This is a genomic window from Streptomyces sp. NPDC094147, from assembly GCF_044764265.1.
Classification (GTDB): Bacteria; Actinomycetota; Actinomycetes; order Streptomycetales; family Streptomycetaceae; genus Streptomyces.
Genome location: NZ_JBIWHT010000001.1, coordinates 1,092,164 through 1,113,916 on the forward strand (window position 1 = coordinate 1,092,164; position 21,753 = coordinate 1,113,916).

General features: G+C 70.9%; 18 protein-coding genes. 15 read left to right on the top strand and 3 right to left on the bottom strand.

Translation table 11 applies throughout. The annotated features are described in order from the left end of the window. Positions 1–19 precede the first annotated feature (19 nt). Both ACIQ8J_RS04890 and ACIQ8J_RS04895 read left to right on the top strand, forming a co-directional pair. On the top strand, positions 20–1,177 hold the full coding sequence (locus tag ACIQ8J_RS04890; RefSeq protein WP_403264881.1) for an acyl-CoA dehydrogenase family protein: 1,158 nt from the start codon (positions 20–22) through the stop codon (positions 1,175–1,177). A gap of 24 nt (positions 1,178–1,201) precedes the next feature. Beyond that, a complete protein-coding gene (locus ACIQ8J_RS04895) occupies positions 1,202–2,074 on the top strand; it encodes an acyl-CoA thioesterase (RefSeq protein WP_403264884.1) in 873 nt (290 codons plus the stop codon). A gap of 70 nt (positions 2,075–2,144) precedes the next feature. Here the strand turns inward: ACIQ8J_RS04895 and ACIQ8J_RS04900 are convergent, their stop codons facing one another. Both ACIQ8J_RS04900 and ACIQ8J_RS04905 read right to left on the bottom strand, forming a co-directional pair. Then, entirely contained in the window at positions 2,145–2,912 is a 768-nt protein-coding gene (locus tag ACIQ8J_RS04900; protein ID WP_403264887.1) for a phosphatase, read from the bottom strand. A gap of 89 nt (positions 2,913–3,001) precedes the next feature. Further along, positions 3,002–3,598, bottom strand: a complete 597-nt coding sequence (locus ACIQ8J_RS04905) for a TetR/AcrR family transcriptional regulator (RefSeq protein WP_403264889.1) — start codon at positions 3,596–3,598, stop codon at positions 3,002–3,004. A 110-nt stretch (positions 3,599–3,708) separates the two neighbouring features. Between ACIQ8J_RS04905 and ACIQ8J_RS04910 the strand changes: the two genes are divergently transcribed. The 11 genes from ACIQ8J_RS04910 to ACIQ8J_RS04960 all read left to right on the top strand — a co-directional run bounded on the left by ACIQ8J_RS04910 (position 3,709) and on the right by ACIQ8J_RS04960 (position 17,546). Beyond that, positions 3,709–5,355, top strand: coding sequence for a carboxyl transferase domain-containing protein (locus ACIQ8J_RS04910; protein ID WP_403264892.1), 1,647 nt, complete (start codon positions 3,709–3,711; stop codon positions 5,353–5,355). A 44-nt stretch (positions 5,356–5,399) separates the two neighbouring features. Further along, positions 5,400–7,340 (top strand): biotin carboxylase N-terminal domain-containing protein, encoded by a 1,941-nt coding sequence (locus ACIQ8J_RS04915; protein ID WP_403264895.1) that lies wholly within the window; start codon positions 5,400–5,402, stop codon positions 7,338–7,340. Further along, entirely contained in the window at positions 7,337–8,278 is a 942-nt protein-coding gene (locus tag ACIQ8J_RS04920) for a hydroxymethylglutaryl-CoA lyase (protein ID WP_403264896.1), read from the top strand. The genes ACIQ8J_RS04915 and ACIQ8J_RS04920 overlap by 4 nt, the downstream gene beginning before the upstream one ends. 2 nt (positions 8,279–8,280) lie before the next feature. After that, complete coding sequence (locus ACIQ8J_RS04925; protein ID WP_403264899.1) at positions 8,281–9,441, top strand: acyl-CoA dehydrogenase family protein; 1,161 nt, start codon at positions 8,281–8,283, stop codon at positions 9,439–9,441. 144 nt (positions 9,442–9,585) lie between these two features. Then, positions 9,586–9,783 carry a hypothetical protein gene (locus ACIQ8J_RS04930; RefSeq protein WP_403264902.1) on the top strand — a complete coding sequence of 66 codons (198 nt, stop codon included), beginning with the start codon at positions 9,586–9,588 and terminating at the stop codon, positions 9,781–9,783. Between the two features lie 126 nt (positions 9,784–9,909). Further along, entirely contained in the window at positions 9,910–10,944 is a 1,035-nt protein-coding gene (locus ACIQ8J_RS04935; RefSeq protein ID WP_403264904.1) for an ABC transporter substrate-binding protein, read from the top strand. Positions 10,945–10,946: 2 nt separating this feature from the next. Next, positions 10,947–11,798, top strand: coding sequence for a siderophore-interacting protein (locus ACIQ8J_RS04940; RefSeq protein WP_403264907.1), 852 nt, complete (start codon positions 10,947–10,949; stop codon positions 11,796–11,798). Positions 11,799–12,477: 679 nt separating this feature from the next. Beyond that, positions 12,478–13,926 (top strand): pyridoxal phosphate-dependent decarboxylase family protein, encoded by a 1,449-nt coding sequence (locus ACIQ8J_RS04945; RefSeq protein ID WP_403264910.1) that lies wholly within the window; start codon positions 12,478–12,480, stop codon positions 13,924–13,926. After that, positions 13,910–15,205: a lysine N(6)-hydroxylase/L-ornithine N(5)-oxygenase family protein gene (locus ACIQ8J_RS04950; protein ID WP_403264912.1), complete on the top strand. Its 1,296-nt coding sequence runs from the start codon at positions 13,910–13,912 to the stop codon at positions 15,203–15,205. Before ACIQ8J_RS04945 ends, ACIQ8J_RS04950 begins: the two co-directional genes overlap by 17 nt. Beyond that, positions 15,202–15,777, top strand: a complete 576-nt coding sequence (locus ACIQ8J_RS04955; protein WP_403264914.1) for a GNAT family N-acetyltransferase — start codon at positions 15,202–15,204, stop codon at positions 15,775–15,777. Before ACIQ8J_RS04950 ends, ACIQ8J_RS04955 begins: the two co-directional genes overlap by 4 nt. Then, a complete protein-coding gene (locus ACIQ8J_RS04960; protein ID WP_403264916.1) occupies positions 15,774–17,546 on the top strand; it encodes an IucA/IucC family protein in 1,773 nt (590 codons plus the stop codon). The genes ACIQ8J_RS04955 and ACIQ8J_RS04960 overlap by 4 nt, the downstream gene beginning before the upstream one ends. Before the next feature lie 43 nt (positions 17,547–17,589). Here the strand turns inward: ACIQ8J_RS04960 and ACIQ8J_RS04965 are convergent, their stop codons facing one another. Beyond that, positions 17,590–19,179 carry a beta-N-acetylhexosaminidase gene (locus ACIQ8J_RS04965; protein WP_403264918.1) on the bottom strand — a complete coding sequence of 530 codons (1,590 nt, stop codon included), beginning with the start codon at positions 19,177–19,179 and terminating at the stop codon, positions 17,590–17,592. Between the two features lie 391 nt (positions 19,180–19,570). Between ACIQ8J_RS04965 and ACIQ8J_RS04970 the strand changes: the two genes are divergently transcribed. Beyond that, positions 19,571–19,852, top strand: a complete 282-nt coding sequence (locus ACIQ8J_RS04970) for a hypothetical protein (protein ID WP_403265257.1) — start codon at positions 19,571–19,573, stop codon at positions 19,850–19,852. 52 nt (positions 19,853–19,904) lie between these two features. Further along, the gene (gene glmS / locus ACIQ8J_RS04975; protein WP_403264920.1) at positions 19,905–21,722 is read left to right on the top strand and encodes a glutamine--fructose-6-phosphate transaminase (isomerizing); all 1,818 of its coding nucleotides are present in this window, start codon (positions 19,905–19,907) and stop codon (positions 21,720–21,722) included. Positions 21,723–21,753 lie beyond the last annotated feature (31 nt).

Below are 21,753 nucleotides of genomic sequence, written 5' to 3' on the forward strand. Positions count from 1 at the left end.
CCAGTCGAGGAGGGCGTCCGTGCGCCGTACCGTTTTCAACGAGGACCACGAGGCGTTCCGGGAGACCCTGCGCGCCTTCATCGAGGCCGAGGTCGTCCCCGTCTACGACGAGTGGTTCGCGCAGGGCATCGTGCCGCGCGACTTCTACTCCAAGCTCGCCGACCTCGGCGTCTTCGGCATCCGCGTGGACGAGGAGTTCGGCGGCGCCGGCATCGACTCGTACAAGTTCGAGGCCGTGATGTACGAGGAGACGGCCCGCGCGGGCGTCCAGTTCGGCGGCTCCGGTGTGCACGTGCTGCTCGGTCTGCCCTACATCAAGATGCTCGCCAGCGACGAGCAGAAGAAGCGCTTCCTGCCGAAGTTCGTCACCGGCGAGGAGATGTGGGCCCTCGCGATGACCGAGCCGGGCACCGGCTCCGACCTCGCGGGCATGAAGACCACCGCCAAGCTCTCCGAGGACGGCTCGCACTACGTCCTCAACGGCGCCAAGACCTTCATCACCGGCGGCGTGCACGCCGACCGCGTGATCGTCTGCGCCCGCACCGACGCGCCCACCGCCGAGGACCGCCGCCACGGCATCTCGCTGTTCGCCGTGGACACCAAGTCCGAGGGCTACTCCGTCGGCCGCAAGCTCGACAAGCTCGGCCTGAAGACCTCCGACACCGCCGAGCTCGCGTTCGTCGACGTCAAGGTGCCCGTCGAGGACATCCTCGGCGAGGAGAACAAGGGCTTCTACTACCTCGGCCACAACCTCGCCTCCGAGCGCTGGGGCATCGCGTTCGGCGCCTACGCGCAGGCCAAGGCGGCCGTCCGGTTCGCCAAGGAGTACGTGCAGGACCGCACCGTCTTCGGCAAGCCGGTCGCCTCCTTCCAGAACACCAAGTTCGAACTGGCCGCCTGCCAGGCCGAGGTGGACGCCGCCGAGGCCGTCGCCGACCGCGCCCTGGAGGCCCTGGACGCGGGCGAGCTGACCCCGGCCGAGGCCGCGTCCGCGAAGCTGTTCTGCACCGAGGTCGCGCACCGCGTCATCGACCGCTGCCTCCAGTTGCACGGCGGCTACGGCTTCATGAACGAGTACCCGATCGCCCGCCTGTACGCCGACAACCGGGTCAACCGGATCTACGGCGGCACCAGCGAGATCATGAAGTCGATCATCGCCAAGGACATGGGCCTGTAAAACCGGTCCGGTACAACTACCTTCATGCATCAGGCACTTGAGAGCCTCCTCGATCTGCTCGACCTGGAGCGGATCGAGGAGGACGTCTTCCGGGGGCACTCCCGCTCGGCGGTCGTCCCCCGCGTCTTCGGCGGCCAGGTGGCCGCCCAGGCACTGGTCGCCGCGGGCCGCACCGTCCCCGCCGACCGGACCGCCCACTCGCTGCACGCCTACTTCCTGCGGATGGGCGACCCGGGCGCGCCGATCGTCTACACGGTCGACCGCATCCGCGACGGCGCCTCCTTCACCACCCGCCGCGTCGTCGCCATCCAGCACGGGCAGCCGATCTTCCACCTCTCCGCGTCGTTCCAGACATACGAGGAGGGCATGGAGCACCAGACCGGCATGCCCCCGGCGCCGGATCCCGAGTCGCTGCCCACCGCCGCCGAGATGCTGCCCCGCTACGCGGACGCCTTCCGCGACCCGGGCGTGGTGGACCGGCTGATCGAAGCCCGCGCGGCCGTCGATCTGCGGTATGTGGACGCACCGCCGTGGGGCAGCGTCGGCACCCCGCGCGAGCCGCGCTCGCAGGTGTGGTTCCGCACCAACGGCAAGCTGGCCGACGACCCGCTGCTTCACGTGTGCCTGGCCACGTACGTCTCCGACATGACGCTGCTCGACTCGGTGCTGCTCGCCCACGGGCGCGGCGGCTGGGCGGTCGGCGATGTGGTGGGGGCCTCGCTCGACCACGCGATGTGGTTCCACCGGCCGTTCCGCGCCGACGAATGGCTGCTGTACGACCAGGAGTCGCCGTCGGCGTCCGGCGGGCGCGGGCTCGGGCAGGCCCGCATCTACACCCAGGACGGACGGCTCGCGATCACCGTGATCCAGGAGGGCGTCGTCCGCATCCCGCGCTGACCTCGCACACCGCCGCGTCCGGACACCCGGGGATCGCTCACGGGCGGGACGGGACGGAGATCCCGCCCCCTCAGCCCAGCCCCGCCGCGTCCAGCAGATACGCCGTCATCGGCTCGTAGAAGCGCGGGTCCAGGACGTGGTCGTCCAGGGGGACCGTCACCTGGAGCGTGCCCTCCGCCTCGCCGATGAACAGCGCGGGGTCGTTGCTGTCCGCGTAGCCCATCGCGTCGATGCCGCGCTGCCCCGCGCCCCCCGCCCAGCCGTGGTCGGCGATCACGAGGTCCGGCGGGGTGTCCAGCGCGTCCAGGATCGCCCGCATCGGCTCCGGCGAGTGGGTGTGCCACAGGCTCGCGCCGCGTTCGAAGACGGCCACGTCCGCGAACTGCACGACGTACCCCTCGTCGGCCGTGAGCCCGCCCGGGATCCGTACGATCTCGCAGCCCGCCGCGCGCAGCCCGGCGGCGGTGCGGCTGTGCACGTCGAGGAGCGCGCCGGGGTGCCCGGTCGCGAACAGCACCCGCTGCTTGCCCGCGGCGGCCTTGCGCAGCCGCGCCGCCATCCGCTCCAGGGCGTCCACGGTCAGCTCGGGGTCGATGGTGTCCTGGCCCGTCCGGTGCCCCGGGTCGTCCACGACCCCGCAGCGCTCGGCCATCACCGCGAGCACGTCCTGCTCGTCGCTCCAGCGCTCCCCCAGCTCCAGGCCCAGCCAGTAGTGGCGGTCGCCGTTGGCGAGCCTGCGGTAGTGGGAGAGGTTGTTGTCGCGGGGAGTGGCGACCTCACCGGCGATGCGGGTACGGACTAGGTGGTCGACGAGGGCGGCACGGCTGGGTATCGGCATGCGGCCATTCTGCCCCGCGCGCGGGGGGCGCGGCCGCAGTGTCCCGAGCACCGGACGCCACCGGGGCCGCCGCGCGCGCCAGGACGCGCTCAGCGCGCGTCCAGCGCGGCGAAGGCCCCGTGGGCCAGGCGGCGCAGCAGTTCCTCGGTGGCCGCCCGCCCCGGCAGCCCGGTGCCGTGGGAACCCAGGTGCGGCGTCGAGTTGAGCAGGCCGAACACGGCGTGCACCGCGCCGCGCACCTCCGCCTCCGCCACCGGCGGGTACAGCTCCCGCACCACGCCGACCCACAGCTCGACGTACTGCCGCTGGAGTTGGCGCACCAGTTTGCGGTCGCTGTCGCGGAGCCGGTCGAGTTCGCGGTCGTGCAGGGTGATCAGCGCCCGGTCGTCCAGGGCGAAGTCGATGTGGCCGTCGATGAGCGAGCCGAGCAGCCGCTCGGGGTCGCCCGCCGCCTCGGCGACCCGCTTGCGCCCGCCGTCGTACAGCCGCCCGCTGATCCCGACGAGCAGCTCGGCGAGCATCGCGTCCTTGCCCGCGAAGTGCCGGTACAGACCGGGCCCGCTGATGCCGACCGCGGCTCCTATCTCGTCCACGCCGACACCGTGGAAGCCGCGTTCGGCGAAGAGGCGGGCCGCCTCGCGCAGGATCTGCTCGCGGCGGGTCGGGGCGTCGGTACGGGTGCTCATGGGAATTCATTCTAGACAATGCGGTTAGCGCTCGTTAACCTGAGGGAAACGAGTTAACGGTCATTAACACCCGTTGGCTTCGCGGCGTACGGGCAAGGGGGCTCGACACGATGCAGCAGGCACCGGTCCTGGGGAGTGCTGGGGGTCCCCCCTGGACGGAGTCCTTGGGGGAGGATCCCGCCTCCGAGGCCTGGCGGGCCAATGAGGCGGCGCACCGCGCGCTGGGCGAGGAGCTGCGCGCGAAGCTCGCGGCCGCCCGGCTCGGCGGGGGCGAGCGGTCCCGCGAGCGGCATGTCGCGCGCGGCAAGCTGCTGCCCAGGGACCGGGTCGACACCCTGCTCGACCCCGGCTCGCCCTTCCTGGAGCTGGCGCCGCTCGCCGCCGAGGGGATGTACGGCGGGCAGGCGCCCGCCGCCGGGGTGATCGCCGGGATCGGGCGGGTCAGCGGCCGCGAGTGCGTGATCGTCGCCAACGACGCCACGGTCAAGGGCGGCACGTACTACCCGATGACGGTGAAGAAGCACCTGCGGGCCCAGGAAGTCGCCCTGGAGAACCGGCTGCCCTGCCTCTATCTGGTCGACTCGGGCGGCGCCTTCCTGCCCATGCAGGACGAGGTGTTCCCCGACCGCGAGCACTTCGGGCGGATCTTCTACAACCAGGCCCGGATGTCCGGCGCGGGCATTCCGCAGATCGCCGCCGTGCTCGGATCGTGCACGGCCGGCGGGGCGTACGTCCCGGCGATGAGCGACGAGGCCGTGATCGTCCGCAACCAGGGCACGATCTTCCTGGGCGGCCCCCCGCTGGTGAAGGCCGCGACCGGCGAGGTCGTCACGGCCGAGGAGCTCGGCGGCGGCGAGGTGCACTCCCGGGTCTCCGGCGTCACCGACCACCTGGCCGAGGACGACGCGCACGCCCTGCGGATCGTGCGCAACATCGTGGCGACGCTCCCCGCGCGCGGCCCGCTCCCCTGGCCGGTCGAGCCCGCCGAGGAGCCGAAGGCCGATCCCCACGGTCTCTACGGGGCGGTGCCCGTCGACTCACGCACGCCCTATGACGTACGGGAAGTGATCGCCCGGGTCGTCGACGGCTCGCGCTTCCAGGAGTTCAAGTCGGAGTTCGGGCAGACCCTGGTCACCGGGTTCGCGCGGATCCACGGTCACCCGGTCGGGATCGTCGCCAACAACGGCATCCTGTTCTCCGAATCCGCCCAGAAGGGCGCCCACTTCATCGAGCTGTGCGACCAGCGCGGCATCCCGCTGGTGTTCCTCCAGAACATCTCGGGCTTCATGGTCGGCCGGGACTACGAGGCGGGCGGCATCGCCAAGCACGGCGCGAAGATGGTGACGGCGGTCGCCTGCACCCGCGTGCCGAAGCTGACCGTCGTCGTCGGCGGCTCCTACGGCGCGGGCAACTACTCGATGTGCGGCCGGGCCTACAGCCCCCGCTTCCTGTGGATGTGGCCCAACGCCAAGATCTCCGTGATGGGCGGCGAACAGGCCGCCTCGGTCCTCGCGACCGTCAAGCGCGACCAGTTGGAGGCGCGCGGCGAGTCCTGGCCCGCCGAGGACGAGGAGGCCTTCAAGAACCCGATCCGCGCCCAGTACGAGCACCAGGGCAACGCCTACTACGCGACCGCCCGGCTGTGGGACGACGGGGTGATCGACCCCGTGGACACCCGCCAGGTCCTCGGTCTCGCCCTGACCGCCTGCGCCAACGCCCCCCTCGCCGACCCCGCCTTCGGCGTCTTCCGGATGTGACGGCTGTGACGACCTCCATGTCGACTTCTATGTTGAGGGCTCCCATGTTCACGACAGTGCTCGTCGCCAACCGGGGCGAGATCGCGGTCCGCGTCATCCGCACCCTGCGCCGGCTCGGCGTCCGCTCGGTCGCCGTCTTCAGCGACGCGGACGCGGACGCCCGCCACGTCCGGGAGGCGGACACGGCGGTACGCATCGGCCCCGCGGCGGCGTCCGAGAGCTATCTGCGCGCCGACCGCCTCATCGAGGCGGCCCTTCGCACCGGCGCCCAGGCGGTCCACCCGGGCTACGGCTTCCTCGCCGAGAACGCGGCGTTCGCCCGCGCCTGCGCCGAGGCCGGCCTGGTCTTCATCGGGCCGAGCGCCGAAGCGATCTCCCTGATGGGCGACAAGATCCGCGCCAAGGAGACCGTCCAGGCGGCCGGGGTCCCGGTCGTGCCCGGCTCCTCGGGCAGCGGCCTGACGGATGCTCAACTCGCCGACGCCGCACGGGAGATCGGCACGCCGGTGCTCCTGAAGCCGAGTGCGGGCGGCGGCGGCAAGGGCATGCGCCTGGTCCGCGACGAGGCGCTGCTCGGCGACGAGATCGCGGCCGCCCGCCGCGAGGCCCGCGCCTCCTTCGGCGACGACACACTGCTCGTGGAGCGGTGGATCGACCGGCCGCGCCACATCGAGATCCAGGTCCTGGCCGACGGCCACGGGAGGGTGATCCACCTCGGCGAGCGCGAGTGCTCGCTCCAGCGCCGCCACCAGAAGATCATCGAGGAGGCGCCCAGCGTCCTGCTCGACGAGGCGACGCGTGCCGCGATGGGCGAGGCCGCGGTCCAGGCGGCCCGCTCCTGCGGCTACTCGGGCGCGGGCACGGTCGAGTTCATCGTGCCGGGCAGCGACCCCTCCTCGTACTACTTCATGGAGATGAACACCCGCCTCCAGGTCGAGCACCCGGTCACCGAACTGATCACCGGCCTCGACCTGGTGGAGTGGCAGCTCAGGGTCGCCGCGGGCGAGCAACTGCCGTACGGGCAGCAGGACATCACCCTCACCGGCCACGCCATCGAGGCCCGCATCTGCGCCGAGGACCCTTCGCGCGGCTTCCTGCCCTCCGGCGGCACGGTCCTCGCCCTGCGCGAGCCGCAGGGCGACGGCCTGCGCACGGACTCGGGGCTCAGCGAGGGCACCGAGGTCGGCAGCCTGTACGACCCGATGCTGTCCAAGGTCGTCGCGTACGGCCCCGACCGCGCGACCGCGCTGCGCAAGCTGCGTGCGGCACTCGCCGACACGGTGACGCTGGGCGTGCCCACCAACGCCGGGTTCCTGCGCCGCCTCCTCGACCATCCCGCCGTGGTGGCGGGCGAGTTGGACACCGGCCTGGTCGAGCGGGAGGCCGACGCGCTGGTCCCCGACGGCGTACCGGACGAGGTGTACGCGGCGGCCGCGGCGGTACGCCTCGAAGCGCTCGGGCCCGCCCCGGTCGACGGCTGGACGGACCCGTTCTCGGTGCCGAGCGGGTGGCGGATGGGCGGTGAACCGGCGCCGCTCGCCCACTGGTTGAAGGTGCCGGGCAACGATCCGGTGCGGGCCTCCGGGTCCGGCCGGGTGGAGCGGGACCGGGTCACCGTCGAGCTCGACGGCCTCACCCACACCTTCCACCGGGCCGGGCACTGGCTCGGCCGGGACGGCGACAGCTGGCACGTCGCCGACCACGACCCCGTGGAGGCCGCGCTGAGCGGCGCCGTCCGCGGCGGCGCCGACACCCTGGCCGCGCCCATGCCCGGCACGGTCACCGTCGTCAAGGTGGCCGTCGGGGACGAAGTGGCCGCCGGACAGAGCCTGTTGGTGGTCGAGGCGATGAAGATGGAACACGTCATCTCCGCCCCGCACGCCGGCACCGTGACCGAACTCGACGTCACCCCCGGTGTGACCGTGGCCATGGACCAGATCCTCGCGGTCGTCACCCCGCACCCCGAGAGCGAGGCAGCGGCATGAGCCAAGGACTGCCCATGGTCGTCCCGGCGCAGGACCTGCCCGCCCGGGTCCGCATCCACGAGGTCGGGGCGCGCGACGGGCTGCAGAACGAGAAGGCCGTCGTGCCGACCGAGGTCAAGGCGGAGTTCGTCCACCGCCTGGCCGCGGCCGGGCTCACCACCATCGAGGCGACCAGCTTCGTGCACCCCGAGTGGGTGCCCCAACTCGCCGACGCGGAAGCCCTGTTCCCGATGCTGGGCGATCTGAACGGCGTGGCGCTCCCCGTCCTCGTACCGAACGAGCGGGGCCTGGACCGGGCGCTGGCCCTCGGCGCCCGCCGGATCGCCGTGTTCGCCAGCGCCACCGAGTCCTTCGCCAAGGCCAACCTCAACCGCACCGTGGACGAGTCGATGGCCATGTTCGAGCCGGTCGTGGCCCGTGCCAAGGCCGACCGGGCCCATGTGCGGGGCTATCTGTCGATGTGCTTCGGCGACCCCTGGGAGGGCCCGGTGCCGGTGCACCAAGTGGTGCGGGTCGCCAAGACCCTCGTGGACATGGGCTGCGACGAGCTGAGCCTCGGCGACACCATCGGCGTGGCCACCCCCGCCCATGTGCAGACCCTGCTCGCCGAGCTCAACGAGGAGGGCGTCCCCACCAGCGTCATCGGGGTGCACTTCCACGACACGTACGGCCAGGCGCTGTCCAACACCTACGCCGCCCTCGAACACGGCGTGAGCACGGTGGACGCCTCGGCGGGCGGTCTCGGCGGCTGCCCCTACGCCAAGTCCGCTACCGGAAACCTCGCCACCGAAGACCTCGTGTGGATGCTCCAGGGCCTCGGTATCGACACCGGGGTCGACCTCGGCCTGCTCACCGCCACCAGCGTGTGGATGGCCGACCGGCTGGGCCGCCCCAGCCCCTCCCGCACCGTTCGCGCCCTCTCCCACAAGGAGCCGTAGCCATGTCGCTCGACCACCGTCTCACGTCCGAACACGAGGAACTCCGGCGTACCGTCGAGGAGTTCGCCCACGACGTGATCGCCCCCAAGATCGGCGACTTCTACGAGCGCCACGAGTTCCCCTACGAGATCATCCGCGAGATGGGCCGCATGGGCCTGTTCGGCCTGCCCTTCCCGGAGGAGTACGGGGGCATGGGCGGCGACTACCTCGCGCTGGGCATCGCCCTGGAGGAGCTGGCCCGCGTCGACTCGTCGGTGGCCATCACCCTGGAGGCGGGCGTCTCGCTCGGCGCGATGCCCGTGTTCCGCTTCGGCACCGAGGAGCAGAAGCGCCAGTGGCTGCCGAAGCTGTGCGCCGGCGAACTGCTCGGCGCCTTCGGCCTGACCGAGCCGGACTGCGGCTCGGACGCGGGCGGCACGCGCACCACCGCGGTGCGCGACGGCGACGAATGGGTCATCAACGGCTCGAAGTGCTTCATCACCAACTCCGGTACGGACATCACGGGGCTGGTCACCGTCACCGCGGTGACCGGCCGCAAGGAGGACGGCCGCCCGCTGATCTCCTCGATCATCGTCCCGTCCGGCACACCGGGCTTCACGGTCGCGGCCCCGTACTCGAAGGTCGGCTGGAACGCCTCGGACACCCGGGAGCTGGCCTTCTCGGACGTACGCGTCCCGGTGGCGAACCTGCTCGGCGAAGAGGGGCGCGGTTACGCCCAGTTCCTGCGCATCCTGGACGAGGGCCGGATCGCCATCTCGGCGCTCGCGACCGGGCTCGCGCAGGGCTGTGTGGACGAGTCGCTGAAGTACGCCAAGGAGCGGCACGCCTTCGGCCGTCCGATCGGCGAGAACCAGGCCATCCAGTTCAAGATCGCCGACATGGAGCTGCGGGCGCACATGGCGCGGGTCGGCTGGCGCGACGCCGCGTCCCGCCTGGTGCACGGCGAGCCGTTCAAGAAGGAGGCGGCGCTGGCGAAGCTGTACTCCTCGACGGTGGCGGTCGACAACGCCCGTGAGGCGACCCAGATCTTCGGCGGCTACGGCTTCATGAACGAGTACCCGGTGGCCCGTATGTGGCGCGACTCCAAGATCCTGGAGATCGGCGAGGGTACGAGCGAGGTCCAGCGGATGCTGATCGCCCGCGAACTGGGGCTGCCCGCTTAGGAGTTGAGCGGCGGAGCGGGGGTGGGGTCCGGGCCGGGCCCCACCCCTTCTGCAGTAGAGCCGACGGGATGCCCGGGTCCCCCGTTGGAGTGGTGCCGCTCGCGTCGGCGCCGTCCCGGCCCGCGCGGGCCGCACCCTGTCAGGGTGATCCCCCCGAACTGCCCCAGCTGCACGAGCCGTCCACCGCTGTGGAAGGACACCTCCACCACCGCGCCGGGCGCCGCCGACCGCTGGCACTGGCACTGCTCGGCCTGTCTGCGGACGTACGAGCCGAGCGCCTCGCACAAGGTGCGGTTCACCTATGCGCCGCTGGGGCGGCAGGCCTCCCTGCTCGGGCGGTAGCCCATTCGTTCGGCGCGTAGGGGCGGCACGAGGGCGACCACCGGATGCGACTGAGGTTAGGCTAACCTTTCTTCGCATCAGCCAGTGGCCGGCCCCCGGCACGTACGTATGAAAGCGGACACCGTCATGCCCCTTGCCCGAGCGTCCCTGCCCACCCGTCGCGGCCTGCTGGCCATGGGCGGCGCCCTCGGGATAGGGGCCGCGCTGACCGCGTGCGGCGGTGGCGGCGAGAAGAGCGGCTCCGCGGGCGGCGGCAAGGCGGCCGCCGACTCCGGTCCCTGGTCCTTCAAGGACGACCGCGGCCAGACCGCCCAGACGAAGGCGACGCCGAGGAACATCGTCGCGTACACCGGTGCCGCGGCCGCCCTCTTCGACTACGGGATCCAGGTCAAGGGCGTGTTCGGGCCGACCAGGACCAAGGACGGCAAGGCCGATGTGCAGGCCGGCGGCCTCGACATCGGCAAGGTCGAGATCATCGGCAACACCTACGGCGAGTTCAGCGTCGAGAAGTACGCGGCGCTCCAGCCCGATGTGCTGATCACCGACATGTGGCAGAAGGACGTCCTCTGGTACGTGCCCGACAACAGCAAGGACAAGATCCTCAAGCTGGCCCCCAGCGTCGCCCTGTGGGCGTCCGACGAGAGCATGCCCGCCGCCCTCCAGCGCCGCGCCGACCTCGCCAAGTCCCTTGGCGCCGACCTGAACGCGGCCAAGGTGACCGCCGCCAAGGCCGCCTTCGAGAAGGCCTCCGCGCGGCTGCGCGCCGCCGCCAAGGCCAACCCGGGCATCAAGGTGCTGCTCGGCTCCGCGAGCCCCGACCTGTTCTACGTCTCCGAGGCCAAGCGGAGTTGCGACACCCGGTACTTCCAGGAGCTCGGCGTCCGGTTCGTCACCCCGAAGGTCGACGCGCAGGGCTTCTTCGAATCGCTGAGCTGGGAGAACGTCGCCAAGTACCCGGCCGACCTGATCCTCATGGACAACCGCACCGGCACTCTCCAGCCCGGTGACCTCGGCTCCAAGCCGACCTGGGGCCAGCTGCCCGCCGTCAAGGCCCACCAGATCGTGCCGCGCCTGACCGAGCCGATCTACTCCTACGCCCGGGTCGCCCCCATCGTCGACGCGCTCGCCCAAGCCATCGAGAACGCGAAGAAGGTCGCCTGACGATGCCGACACCGGCCGGGACCGCGACCGCCCCCTTCCGCCTCTTCGACCTGCGCGTGGTACGGGCCCGGCGGCTCGGCCCGTCGCTGATGCGGGTCACCTTCGGCGGCTTCGGCGACGAGGACCTCGCGTCCTTCGCCGCCGGGGGCCGCGACCAGAGCCTCTCCCTCTTCCTCCCGCATCCCGGCCAGGAGGCGCCCGTCCTGCCGCCGGCCGAGGGCTCCGACAACTGGTGGGGGGCCTACCGCGCGCTGCCCGACGACGTACGGGCCGTGATGCGCTCGTACACGGTGCGTGCGCAGCGCCGTACTCCCGGGGGCGGGTCCGAAGGCGGGTGCGGGGAGATCGACATCGACTTCGCGCTGCACGCGGACGGCGGGCCGGCCTGCCGCTGGGCGGGCTCTGTGCGGCCGGGGGCGCGGGTGACGGTGCTCGGTCCTGCCGTCGCGGACAACACGGCGGTACGTTTCCGGCCGCCGGGCGGGACGGACTCCGTCGTCATCTGGGCCGACGAGACGGCGCTGCCGGCTGCTGCGGCCGTCCTCGAATGGCTGCCCGCCGGGACCCCGGCGCGGGTCTGGATCTCCGTTCCGCACGAGGGGGACCGGCTGGTGCTGCCGACGGCGGCGGCCGCGGAGGTGACGTGGGTGGTGGGCACCTCCGCCCTGGACTCCGTCCGGGCGGGGGCCCTGCCCAGCCTCTCCCCCTACGTCTGGCTCGCGGGCGAGGCATCCGAAGTGCGGGCGTTGCGACGGCACTTCGTGAACGAGCGGGGGGTTGAGCGGGGGCGGGTCACGTTCGTGGGGTACTGGCGTCGGGGCCGCACGGAGGACGAACTCCGCGCGGCGGCGTAGCCGTTCGGGGTGCCTGCGCGCCCGTTGCGCGGGGTTGGATGCCCCGGCCCTCCTGGGGCTCCGCCCCAGACCCCGGGGGTTGCCCACCCACCCACCCGTGACTCGGAGTTGAGAACGCTGGGCCCCGGGGCTGCGCCCCAGCCCCCTGGGGGGCTCCGCCCCCTTACCCCCACGAGGGGCTCCGCCCCTCGACCCCGACGGGGGCTCCGCCCCCTGCACCCCCGATCGAGACCTAACCCCTCCAGGACTCCGTCCCCACACCCCCCCGTTCCAGAGCTCCGCCCCCCACCCCCGTTCCAGAACTCCGCCCCCGCACACCCATTTCAGGGCTCCGCACCGAACCCCGCCCCTCAAACGCCTGAGGGGCTTGATTTGTTCACCCTCCAACTCCCGATTTGCGAACCAGCACCGGATTCGGCCGAGCCCACCCTTTCCCGCCCTCCAGGTTGTGGGCAGGCGTTCCGCGGGGCCGGCCGGACCGGGTGGGGGCAACCGGGCGGCGGGCCGCGGGTCGACCGCATGGGGGCGTGGGGGTCAACCCCGCGTTACGGGCGGGTGGGTGGGAAAGGCCCCGAATTGAGGTCGATAGTTAGGTTAGGCTAACCTCACTTCGAGATCACGGCCCCACCCCTTCCCGCCCGGAGGGGCCACCGCACCCCCGATCCGGGAGGACACCCGCATGCGCTCGCACCTGCTCAACGACACCACCGCGGAGCACTACCGACGCTCCGTGACCGAAGGGGTCGAGCGGGTGGCGGACAAACTCGCCACGACCCGGCGGCCGTTCACCGGAGTCGGCGTCGACGACCTCGCGCCGCTCATCGACGGCATCGACCTCGACACCCCGCTCGGCGACGCCTCCGCCGTCCTGGACGAGCTGGAGGACGTCTACCTCCGCGACGCCGTCTACTTCCACCACCCCCGCTACCTCGCCCACCTCAACTGCCCGGTCGTCATCCCGGCCCTGCTCGGCGAGGCAGTGCTCTCCGCCGTCAACTCCTCCCTGGACACCTGGGACCAGAGCGCCGGCGGCACCCTCATCGAGCGCCGGCTCATCGACTGGACCACCGGCCGGATCGGTCTCGGGCCCGCCGCCGACGGCGTGTTCACCAGTGGCGGCACCCAGTCCAACCTCCAGGCGCTGCTCCTCGCCCGCGAGGAGGCCAAGACCGCCGACCTCGCGAAGCTGCGCATCTTCGCCTCCGAGTGCAGCCACTTCAGCGTGCAGAAGTCCGCCCAGCTCCTGGGCCTCGGCCGCGATGCCGTCGTCGCCATACCCACCGATCACTCCAAGCGGATGCAGACCGTCGGGCTCGCCCGCGCCCTGGAGCGCTGCGTGAGCGAGGGCGACGTACCCATGGCGGTCGTCGCCACCGCCGGCACCACCGACTTCGGCTCCATCGACCCGCTGCCCGGCATCGCCGAGCTCTGCGCCCAGTACGACACCTGGATGCACGTGGACGCCGCCTACGGCTGCGGGCTGCTCGCCTCCCCCACCCCCGCCCGCCGCGCCCTCCTCGCCGGCATCGAACGCGCCGACTCCGTCACCGTCGACTACCACAAGTCCTTCTTCCAGCCGGTGAGTTCGAGCGCCGTGCTGGTCCGCGACCGGGCCACGCTGCGGCACGCCACCTACCACGCCGACTACCTCAACCCGCGCCGCGCCGCCGAGGAGCGCATCCCCAACCAGGTGGACAAGTCGCTCCAGACCACCCGCCGCTTCGACGCCCTCAAGCTGTGGATGACCCTGCGCACCATGGGCGCGGACGGAGTCGGTTCGCTCTTCGATGAGGTCTGCCAACTGGCCGAGGAGGGCTGGGAGTTGCTTGCCTCCGACCCCCGGTACGACGTCGTCGTGCGGCCCTCCCTCTCCACCCTCGTCTTCCGCTACGTCCCCGAAGCCGTCACCTCGCCCGCCGAGATCGACCGCGCCAACCTCTACGCCCGCAAGGCGCTCTTCGCGTCCGGCGAGGCCGTCGTCGCCGGTACCAAGTCCGGCGGCCGCCAGTACCTGAAGTTCACCCTGCTCAACCCCGAGACGAGCGTCGCCGACATCGCCGCCGTACTCGATCTGATCGCCGGCCACGCCGAGCAGTACCTGGGAGAGAACCTTGTCCACGCGTCCTGAAGCCCCCGGCCCGTCCGAGGCGTACGACTTCGTCGGGATCGGGCTCGGCCCCTTCAACCTCGGGCTCGCCTGCCTCACCGAGCCCATCGAGGAGCTGACCGGACTCTTCCTGGAGACCAAGCCGGACTTCGAATGGCACTCGGGGATGTTTCTCGAAGGCGCCCACCTCCAGACGCCGTTCCTCTCCGACCTCGTCACCCTCGCCGACCCGACCTCGCCGTACTCCTTCCTCAACTACCTGAAGGAATCAGGGCGGTTGTACTCGTTCTACATCCGCGAGAACTTCTATCCGCTGCGCACCGAGTACAACGACTACTGCCGCTGGGCCGCCGGCAAGCTGAGCTCCGTCCGCTTCAACCAGACCGTCTCGTCCGTGACGTACGAGGAGAGGGACGAGCTGTACGTTGTCCGGACCGTCGCCGGTGACGTCTTCCGCGCCCGCCGTCTCGTTCTCGGCACCGGCACCCCGCCGCACATCCCCGAGCCCTGCCGGGGCCTGGGCGGCGACCTCCTCCACAACTCCCGCTATCTGGAGCACAAGGAGAGCCTTCAGAAGAAGGAGTCGATCACGCTCATCGGGTCCGGGCAGTCCGCCGCCGAGATCTACTACGACCTGCTCTCCGAGATCGACGTCCACGGCTACCGGCTGAACTGGGTCACCCGCTCGCCCCGCTTCTTCCCGCTGGAGTACACCAAGCTCACGCTGGAGATGACGTCCCCGGAGTACATCGACTACTTCCACGCGCTCCCGGAGGCCACCCGCTACCGGCTCGAAGCGACGCAGAAGGGGCTCTTCAAGGGGATCGACTCCGAGCTGATCGACGCCATCTTCGATCTGCTCTACCAGAAGAGCCTCAAGGGGCCCGTCCCCACCCGCCTGCTCACCAACTCCGCGCTGAACGCCGCCGGTTACGACACCACCACCGGTACGTACACGCTCGGTCTGCGCCAGGAGGAGCAGGAGAAGGACTACGCCCTCACCACCGAGGGTCTCGTCCTCGCCACCGGCTACCAGTACGCCGAGCCCGAGTTCCTGAGGCCGGTGTCCGGGCGGCTGCGGCGCGACGGGCGCGGGCGCTTCGACGTGGCGCGCAACTACTCCATCGACACCACCGGCCGCGGCGTCTTCCTCCAGAACGCCGGGGTGCACACCCACTCGATCACCTCGCCCGACCTCGGCATGGGCGCCTACCGCAACGCGTACATCATCGGCGAGCTGCTCGGCCGCGCGTACTACCCGGTCGAGAAGTCCATCGCCTTCCAGGAGTTCGCCATATGAGCAACCCCGTCCCCGGCGGTTTCACCGTCCGCCCGCTGGCCCCCCTGTCCGACGCCGAGCTGGTCCACTCCTGGGTGACCCACCCCAAGGCCGCGTTCTGGCTGATGCAGGACGCGAAGCTCCAGGACGTCGAGCGCGAGTACATGGCGATCGCCGCCCACCCCCACCACCACGCCTTCGTCGGGCTGCACGACGGCCGGCCCGCCTTCCTCATGGAGCACTACCACCCGGCGTACGTCGAACTCGTCGGCCTGTACGAGCCGCTCCCCGGCGATGTCGGCATGCACTTCCTGGTCGCCCCCACCGACACCCCGGTGCACGGGTTCACCCGGGCCGTCATCAGCGCCGTGATGGAGGAGCTGTTCGCCGACCCGGCCACCGAGCGCGTCGTCGTGGAGCCCGACATCCGCAACACGGCGGTGCACGCGCTCAACGCGGCCGTCGGCTTCGAGATCGCCGAGCGCATCGCCAAGCCCGAGAAGGACGCCTACCTGTCCTTCTGCACCCGAGAGCAGTTCCGTACCGCACGAGCCCGAGAGACGGCCCGAGCCCGAGAGGCAGCAGCACGATGACCACCGATTCCGCGGTCTCCCACCTCACCCCCGCACGCTGGGCCGAGGCCAACCGGCTGCTCATCCGCAAGGCGCTCGCCGAGTTCGCCCACGAGCGGCTGCTCACCCCCGAGGCGCTCGGCGACGACAGGTACCAGATCCGCAGCGACGACGGCTCCGTCGAGTACCGCTTCACCGCGGCCCGGTTCGCGCTCGACCACTGGCAGGTCTTCGCCGAGTCCATATCGCGGCACAACGACCAAGGCCAACTCCCCCTGGACGCCCTCGACTTCTTCATCGAGCTGCGCGCCTCGCTCGGTCTGAGCGACGACATCCTGCCGGTGTACCTGGAGGAGATCTCCTCCACCCTCTCCGGCACGGCGTACAAACTCACCAAGCCGCAGATCACCTCCGCCGAGCTCGCCCGGTCCGGCTTCCAGGCCATCGAGACGGGCATGACCGAGGGCCACCCCTGCTTCGTCGCCAACAACGGGCGGCTCGGCTTCGGCGTCCACGAGTACCTCTCGTACGCCCCCGAGACCGCGAGCCCGGTCCGGCTGATGTGGCTGGCGGCCCGCCGCGACCGCGCCACCTTCACGGCGGGCGCCGGGCTCGACCACGAGACGCTGGTACGCGACGAACTCGGCCAGGACACCCTCGACCGCTTCGCCGCCACCCTCGCCCGGCGCGGCCTGGACCTGGCGGACTTCCTCCTGCTGCCGGTGCACCCCTGGCAGTGGTGGAACAAGCTGTCCGTCACCTTCGCCGCCGAGATCGCCCAGGAACGCCTGGTCCTGCTCGGCGAGGGCGACGACGACTACCTCGCCCAGCAGTCGATCCGTACGTTCTTCAACGCCGGCGACCCGGCCAAGCACTACGTCAAAACGGCGCTCTCGGTCCTCAACATGGGCTTCATGCGCGGGCTTTCGGCCGCGTACATGGAGGCGACGCCCGCCATCAACGACTGGCTCGCGGGGGTGATCGCGGCCGACGAGACGTTCCGCGCGGCCCGGTTCTCGATCATCCGTGAGCGGGCGGCGATCGGCTACCGCCACGAACAGTACGAGCGGGCCACCGACCGGTACTCGCCGTACCGCAAGATGCTCGCCGCGCTGTGGCGCGAGAGCCCGGTGCCCTCGCTCGAACCCGGCGAGCGCCTCGCCACGATGGCCTCGCTCCTGCACACCGACCACACCGGCGCGTCCTTCGCGGGCGCCCTCATCGCCGAGTCGGGCCGCACCCCGACGGAGTGGCTGCGCGCCTACCTCGACGCGTACCTGACCCCCGTCCTGCACTCCTTCTACGCCTACGACCTGGTCTTCATGCCGCACGGCGAGAACGTGATCCTCGTCCTCGCCGAGGACGGCACGGTGTCACGGGCCATCTTCAAGGACATCGCCGAGGAGATCGCGGTGATGGACCCGGACGCGGTGCTGCCGCCGATGGTGGAGCGGATCCGCGCGGACGTGCCCGAGGACATGAGGCTGCTGTCCGTCTTCACCGACGTCTTCGACTGCTTCTTCCGCTTCCTGAGCGCGGCGCTGGTGACGGAGGGCGTCCTCGATGAGTCCGCGTTCTGGGGCGCGGTGGCCGACTGCGTACGGTCCTACCAGGCAGCCAGGCCCGAACTGGCCGACGCCTTCGAGCAGTTCGACCTGTTCGCGCCCGACTTCGCCCTGTCCTGCCTGAACCGCCTCCAGCTCCGCGACAACAGGCAGATGGTGGACCTGGCGGACCCGGCGGGTGCCCTCCAGCTGGTGGGCACCCTGCGGAACCCGATAGCGGGCTAGCGGCTCTGGGAGGCCCGGGAGGTCTGGGGGCACAGCCCCCGGATCACACCCAGGGCACCACCGGCGACCGGTAGTAGCTGATCCCCAGCGCCGAGAACCTCGGCCCCTGCTGGGCCAGCCGCACCTTGTACGACGCCCAGTCGTGCGTGGACGCCGGCGACCACCCGATCTCCGCGATCCCGGGCAGCCTCGGGAACGCCATGTACTCGATCTGCGAGCTGTTGCTCAGCGTCTCCGACCAGATCGGCGCCTCGACCCCGAGCACGGCCTTGGCCGGCACGCCCTGCACGAAGGTGTCCGGATCCCACGCGTACGACTTGTCGACGTCGACGTACCCGGCCCAGTTGGTCCCGAGCGGGGACTTCGGGTCGTACTTCATGTCGAGGTACGTGTGGTTCGCGGGCGACATGATCAGCTTGGTGCCGGCCTTCGCCGCGGCCGCGACATCCGCCTCGTTGCCCAGCGTGCCCCAGTACTGGGCGACCGCGCCCGGCACCGGCCTGGCCCCGGCGATCTCGTGCCAGGCCATCACGGTCTTGCCGTACTTCTGGACGATCGGCTGGACCTTGTCCATGAAGGCGACGTAGTCGGCGTGCGAGGTGGACTGCGCCTCGTCGCCGCCGATGTGGATGTACGGGCCCGGGGTCAGCGCGGCGAGCTCGCGCACCACGTCGTCGAGGAACTTGTACGTCACGTCCTTCGCCACGCACAGCGAGCTGAACCCGACGTTGGTGCCCGTGTACAGCGGGGGCGCGACGCCGTTGCAGTTGAGCTCGGCGTACGAGGCGAGGGCCGCGTTGATGTGTCCCGGAGTGTCGATCTCGGGGACGACCTCCAGGTAGCGGGAGGAGGCGTACGCGAGGATCGCCCGGTAGTCGGCCTTGGTGTAGTAGCCGCCCTTGCCGCCGCCGACCTGCGTCTGGCCGCCGTAGGTGGCGAGCTTCGGCCAGGAGTCGACGGCGATCCGCCAGCCCTGGTCGTCGCTGAGGTGCAGATGCAGCTTGTTGATCTTGTAGAGGGCGAGCTGGTCGATGTAGCGCTTGACCTGGTCGACGCCGAAGAAGTGCCGCGAGACGTCGATCATCGCGCCCCGGTAGGCATAGCGCGGGGCATCGGTGATCGTGCCGCCCGCGATCTGCCAGGGGCCGGACTGCCTGGTCTTCTTCTCCACGGCCGCGGGCAGCAGCTGCCGCAGGGTCTGCACGCCGTGGAAGAGCCCGGCCGGCTTGTTGGCGGTGATGGTGACCGCGCCGCTGCCGGAGGTGAGCCGGTAGCCCTCGTCGCCGAGGCCCTTGTCCCCGGCCCCGAGCAGCAGCCGGATCCCGTCGCCGCCCGCGGCGCCGGTGACGGGCAGCGCGTACCCGGTGGAGGGGCGCAGCACGGCCGCGAGGTAGTCGCCTATCCGCTGGACCTCCGGCGATCCGGCCGCGACTCTGATCCGGGTGGCCGAGCCGATCGTGTACGCGGCGCCGCCCGCGGAGACCGAGGCGGGGGCGGGGACGATCTGGCCCAGTGGGCGGGGTGCGGCCGCGGCGGGGGCCGCGGACGCTCCGACGCCGGCGAGCCCGGCGGCCGCCACGAGAACCAGCGAGCCGAGGAGCCGGGCGAATGTCCTGTGCTGTCCTTGTCTCACAAGCGGGTCCCTTCCAGGGGGTCACGCAACTGTGGGGGCCGAGCAACCGAACACTTCCCATGGGACCCGGGGACCCGGCCGAGGTCAAGGCGGAGACCATCACAACCGGAACGACCGTAAGTCGATCACCACGCTCAGGGCCGGTGAAGGAATGCCGTCCACGGCGGAAATCATCCAGAAGGACGGCACCAGGGCGTTCGACGGCGCGACGCCGCGCATCATGCCGGGCGGCGACAGGTCGGTCAGCCCGCCGCGCAGGACGCCCGGTGAGGTCGCGCTGCCACTGCGGGCACCCTCCCCTGGTCCAGACCAGAAGCGTGATCATGTGGATTCTGCCCGGAATCGGGCAGGATTCTTGCGTACGGCCTCGATACCCCGCAAAATCGACCGGGTGCTCGAACGCCGCAGCCCGTCGTCCCACGACGACCTCGTAGATCATCTGGTGCGCAGCACCGCGCTCCAGCGCGGTGAGGCGGCCCGGGTGGTCCTCGATGTGCTGGCGTACTTCGACGAGACGTACGAGGAGTTCGTCCGCCGGCGCCACCGTGAACTGCAGTCCGGTGGGGCCGTGAACGCGGAGATCTTCGAGCGGATCGCGGCCGAGCTGCCGCACCGCGCCGTGGCGCCACCGGAGCTCTCGCTCCGGCAGCTGCGCCGCATCGTCTACGGCTGAGCAGGCCGGGCACACCTACGAACTTGAACGTCGATGGAGGGGCAGAGACTCTATGTGCGGAATCGTCGGTTATATCGGCAGGCGTGATGTTGCTCCGCTGCTGCTGGAAGGCCTGCAGCGGCTGGAGTACCGGGGTTACGACTCCGCGGGTGTCGTCGTCAACAGCCCGAAGTCCGCGGCGCTGAAGATGGTCAAGGCCAAGGGCCGCGTCCGCGACCTGGAAGCCCGCGTCCCCAAGCGCTTCGCGGGCACCACCGGCATCGCGCACACCCGCTGGGCCACCCACGGCGCCCCCTCCGACGAGAACTCGCACCCGCACCTCGACCCCGAGAACAAGGTCGCCGTCGTCCACAACGGCATCGTCGACAACGCCGCCGAACTGCGCGCCAAGCTGGAGGCCGAGGGCGTCGTCTTCGCCTCCGAGACCGACACCGAGGTCATCACCCACCTGATCGCCCGCTCCCAGGCCGACTCCCTGGAGGAGAAGGTCCGCGAGGCGCTCAAGGTCATCGAGGGCACCTACGGCATCGCCGTGATGCACGCCGACTTCGCCGACCGCATCGTGGTCGCCCGCAACGGCTCCCCGGTCATCCTCGGCATTGGCGAGAAGGAGATGCTCGTCGCCTCCGACGTCGCCGCGCTGATCGCCCATACCCGCCAGGTCGTCACCCTCAACGACGGCGAGATGGCGACCCTGAAGGCCGACGACTTCCGGACGTACACGACCTCGGGCACGCTCACCAACACCACCCCCGAGACCGTCGAGTGGGAGGCCGCCTCCTACGACATGGGCGGCCACGACACGTACATGCACAAGGAGATGAGCGAGCAGGCCGAGGCCGTCGACCGCGTGCTGCGCGGCCGCATCGACGACCGGTTCTCGACCGTCCACCTCGGTGGCCTGAACCTGGACGCCCGCGAGGCCCGCGGGGTGCGCCGCATCAAGATCCTCGGCTGCGGCACCTCGTACCACGCCGGCCTGATCGGCGCCGGCCTCATCGAGGAGCTGGCCCGCATCCCCGCGGACGCCGAGCCGGCCTCCGAGTTCCGCTACCGCAACCCGGTCGTGGACCCCGACACCCTGTACATCGCGGTCTCCCAGTCGGGTGAGACGTACGACGTGCTCGCGGCGGTGCAGGAGCTCAAGCGCAAGGGCGCCCGGGTGCTCGGCGTCGTGAACGTGGTCGGCTCCGCGATCGCCCGCGAGGCGGACGGCGGCACCTATGTGCACGCCGGTCCCGAGGTCTGCGTCGTGTCGACCAAGTGCTTCACCAACACGGTCGTCGCCTTCGCGCTGCTCGCGCTGCACCTCGGCCGGATCCGCGACCTGTCGGTGGCCGACGGCAAGCGGATCATCGAGGGCCTGCGCAAGCTGCCGTCGCAGATCGAGGAGATCCTGGCCATGGAGCCGGAGATCGAGAAGCTGGCCAAGGAGTACGCGGGCGCCCAGTCGATGATGTTCATCGGGCGCGTGCGCGGCTACCCGGTCGCCCTGGAGGCCTCCCTGAAGCTCAAGGAGATCTCCTACATCCACGCCGAGGCCTACCCCGCCTCCGAGCTGAAGCACGGCCCGCTCGCGCTCATCGAGCCCGCGCTGCCGACCGTCGCGATCGTCCCCGACGACGACCTCCTGGAGAAGAACCGCGCCGCCCTTGAGGAGATCAAGGCCCGCAGCGGCCGCATCCTCGCGGTCGCCCACCAGAACCAGGAGAAGGCCGACCACACCATCGTCGTGCCGAAGAACGAGAACGAGCTGGACCCGATCCTCATGGGCATCCCGCTCCAGCTCTTCGCGTACCACACGGCGTTGGCGATGGGCCGCGACATCGACAAGCCGCGCAACCTCGCGAAGTCCGTCACGGTCGAATAGGTCCGTACGCGGACGGGCGAGCAGTCCGTAC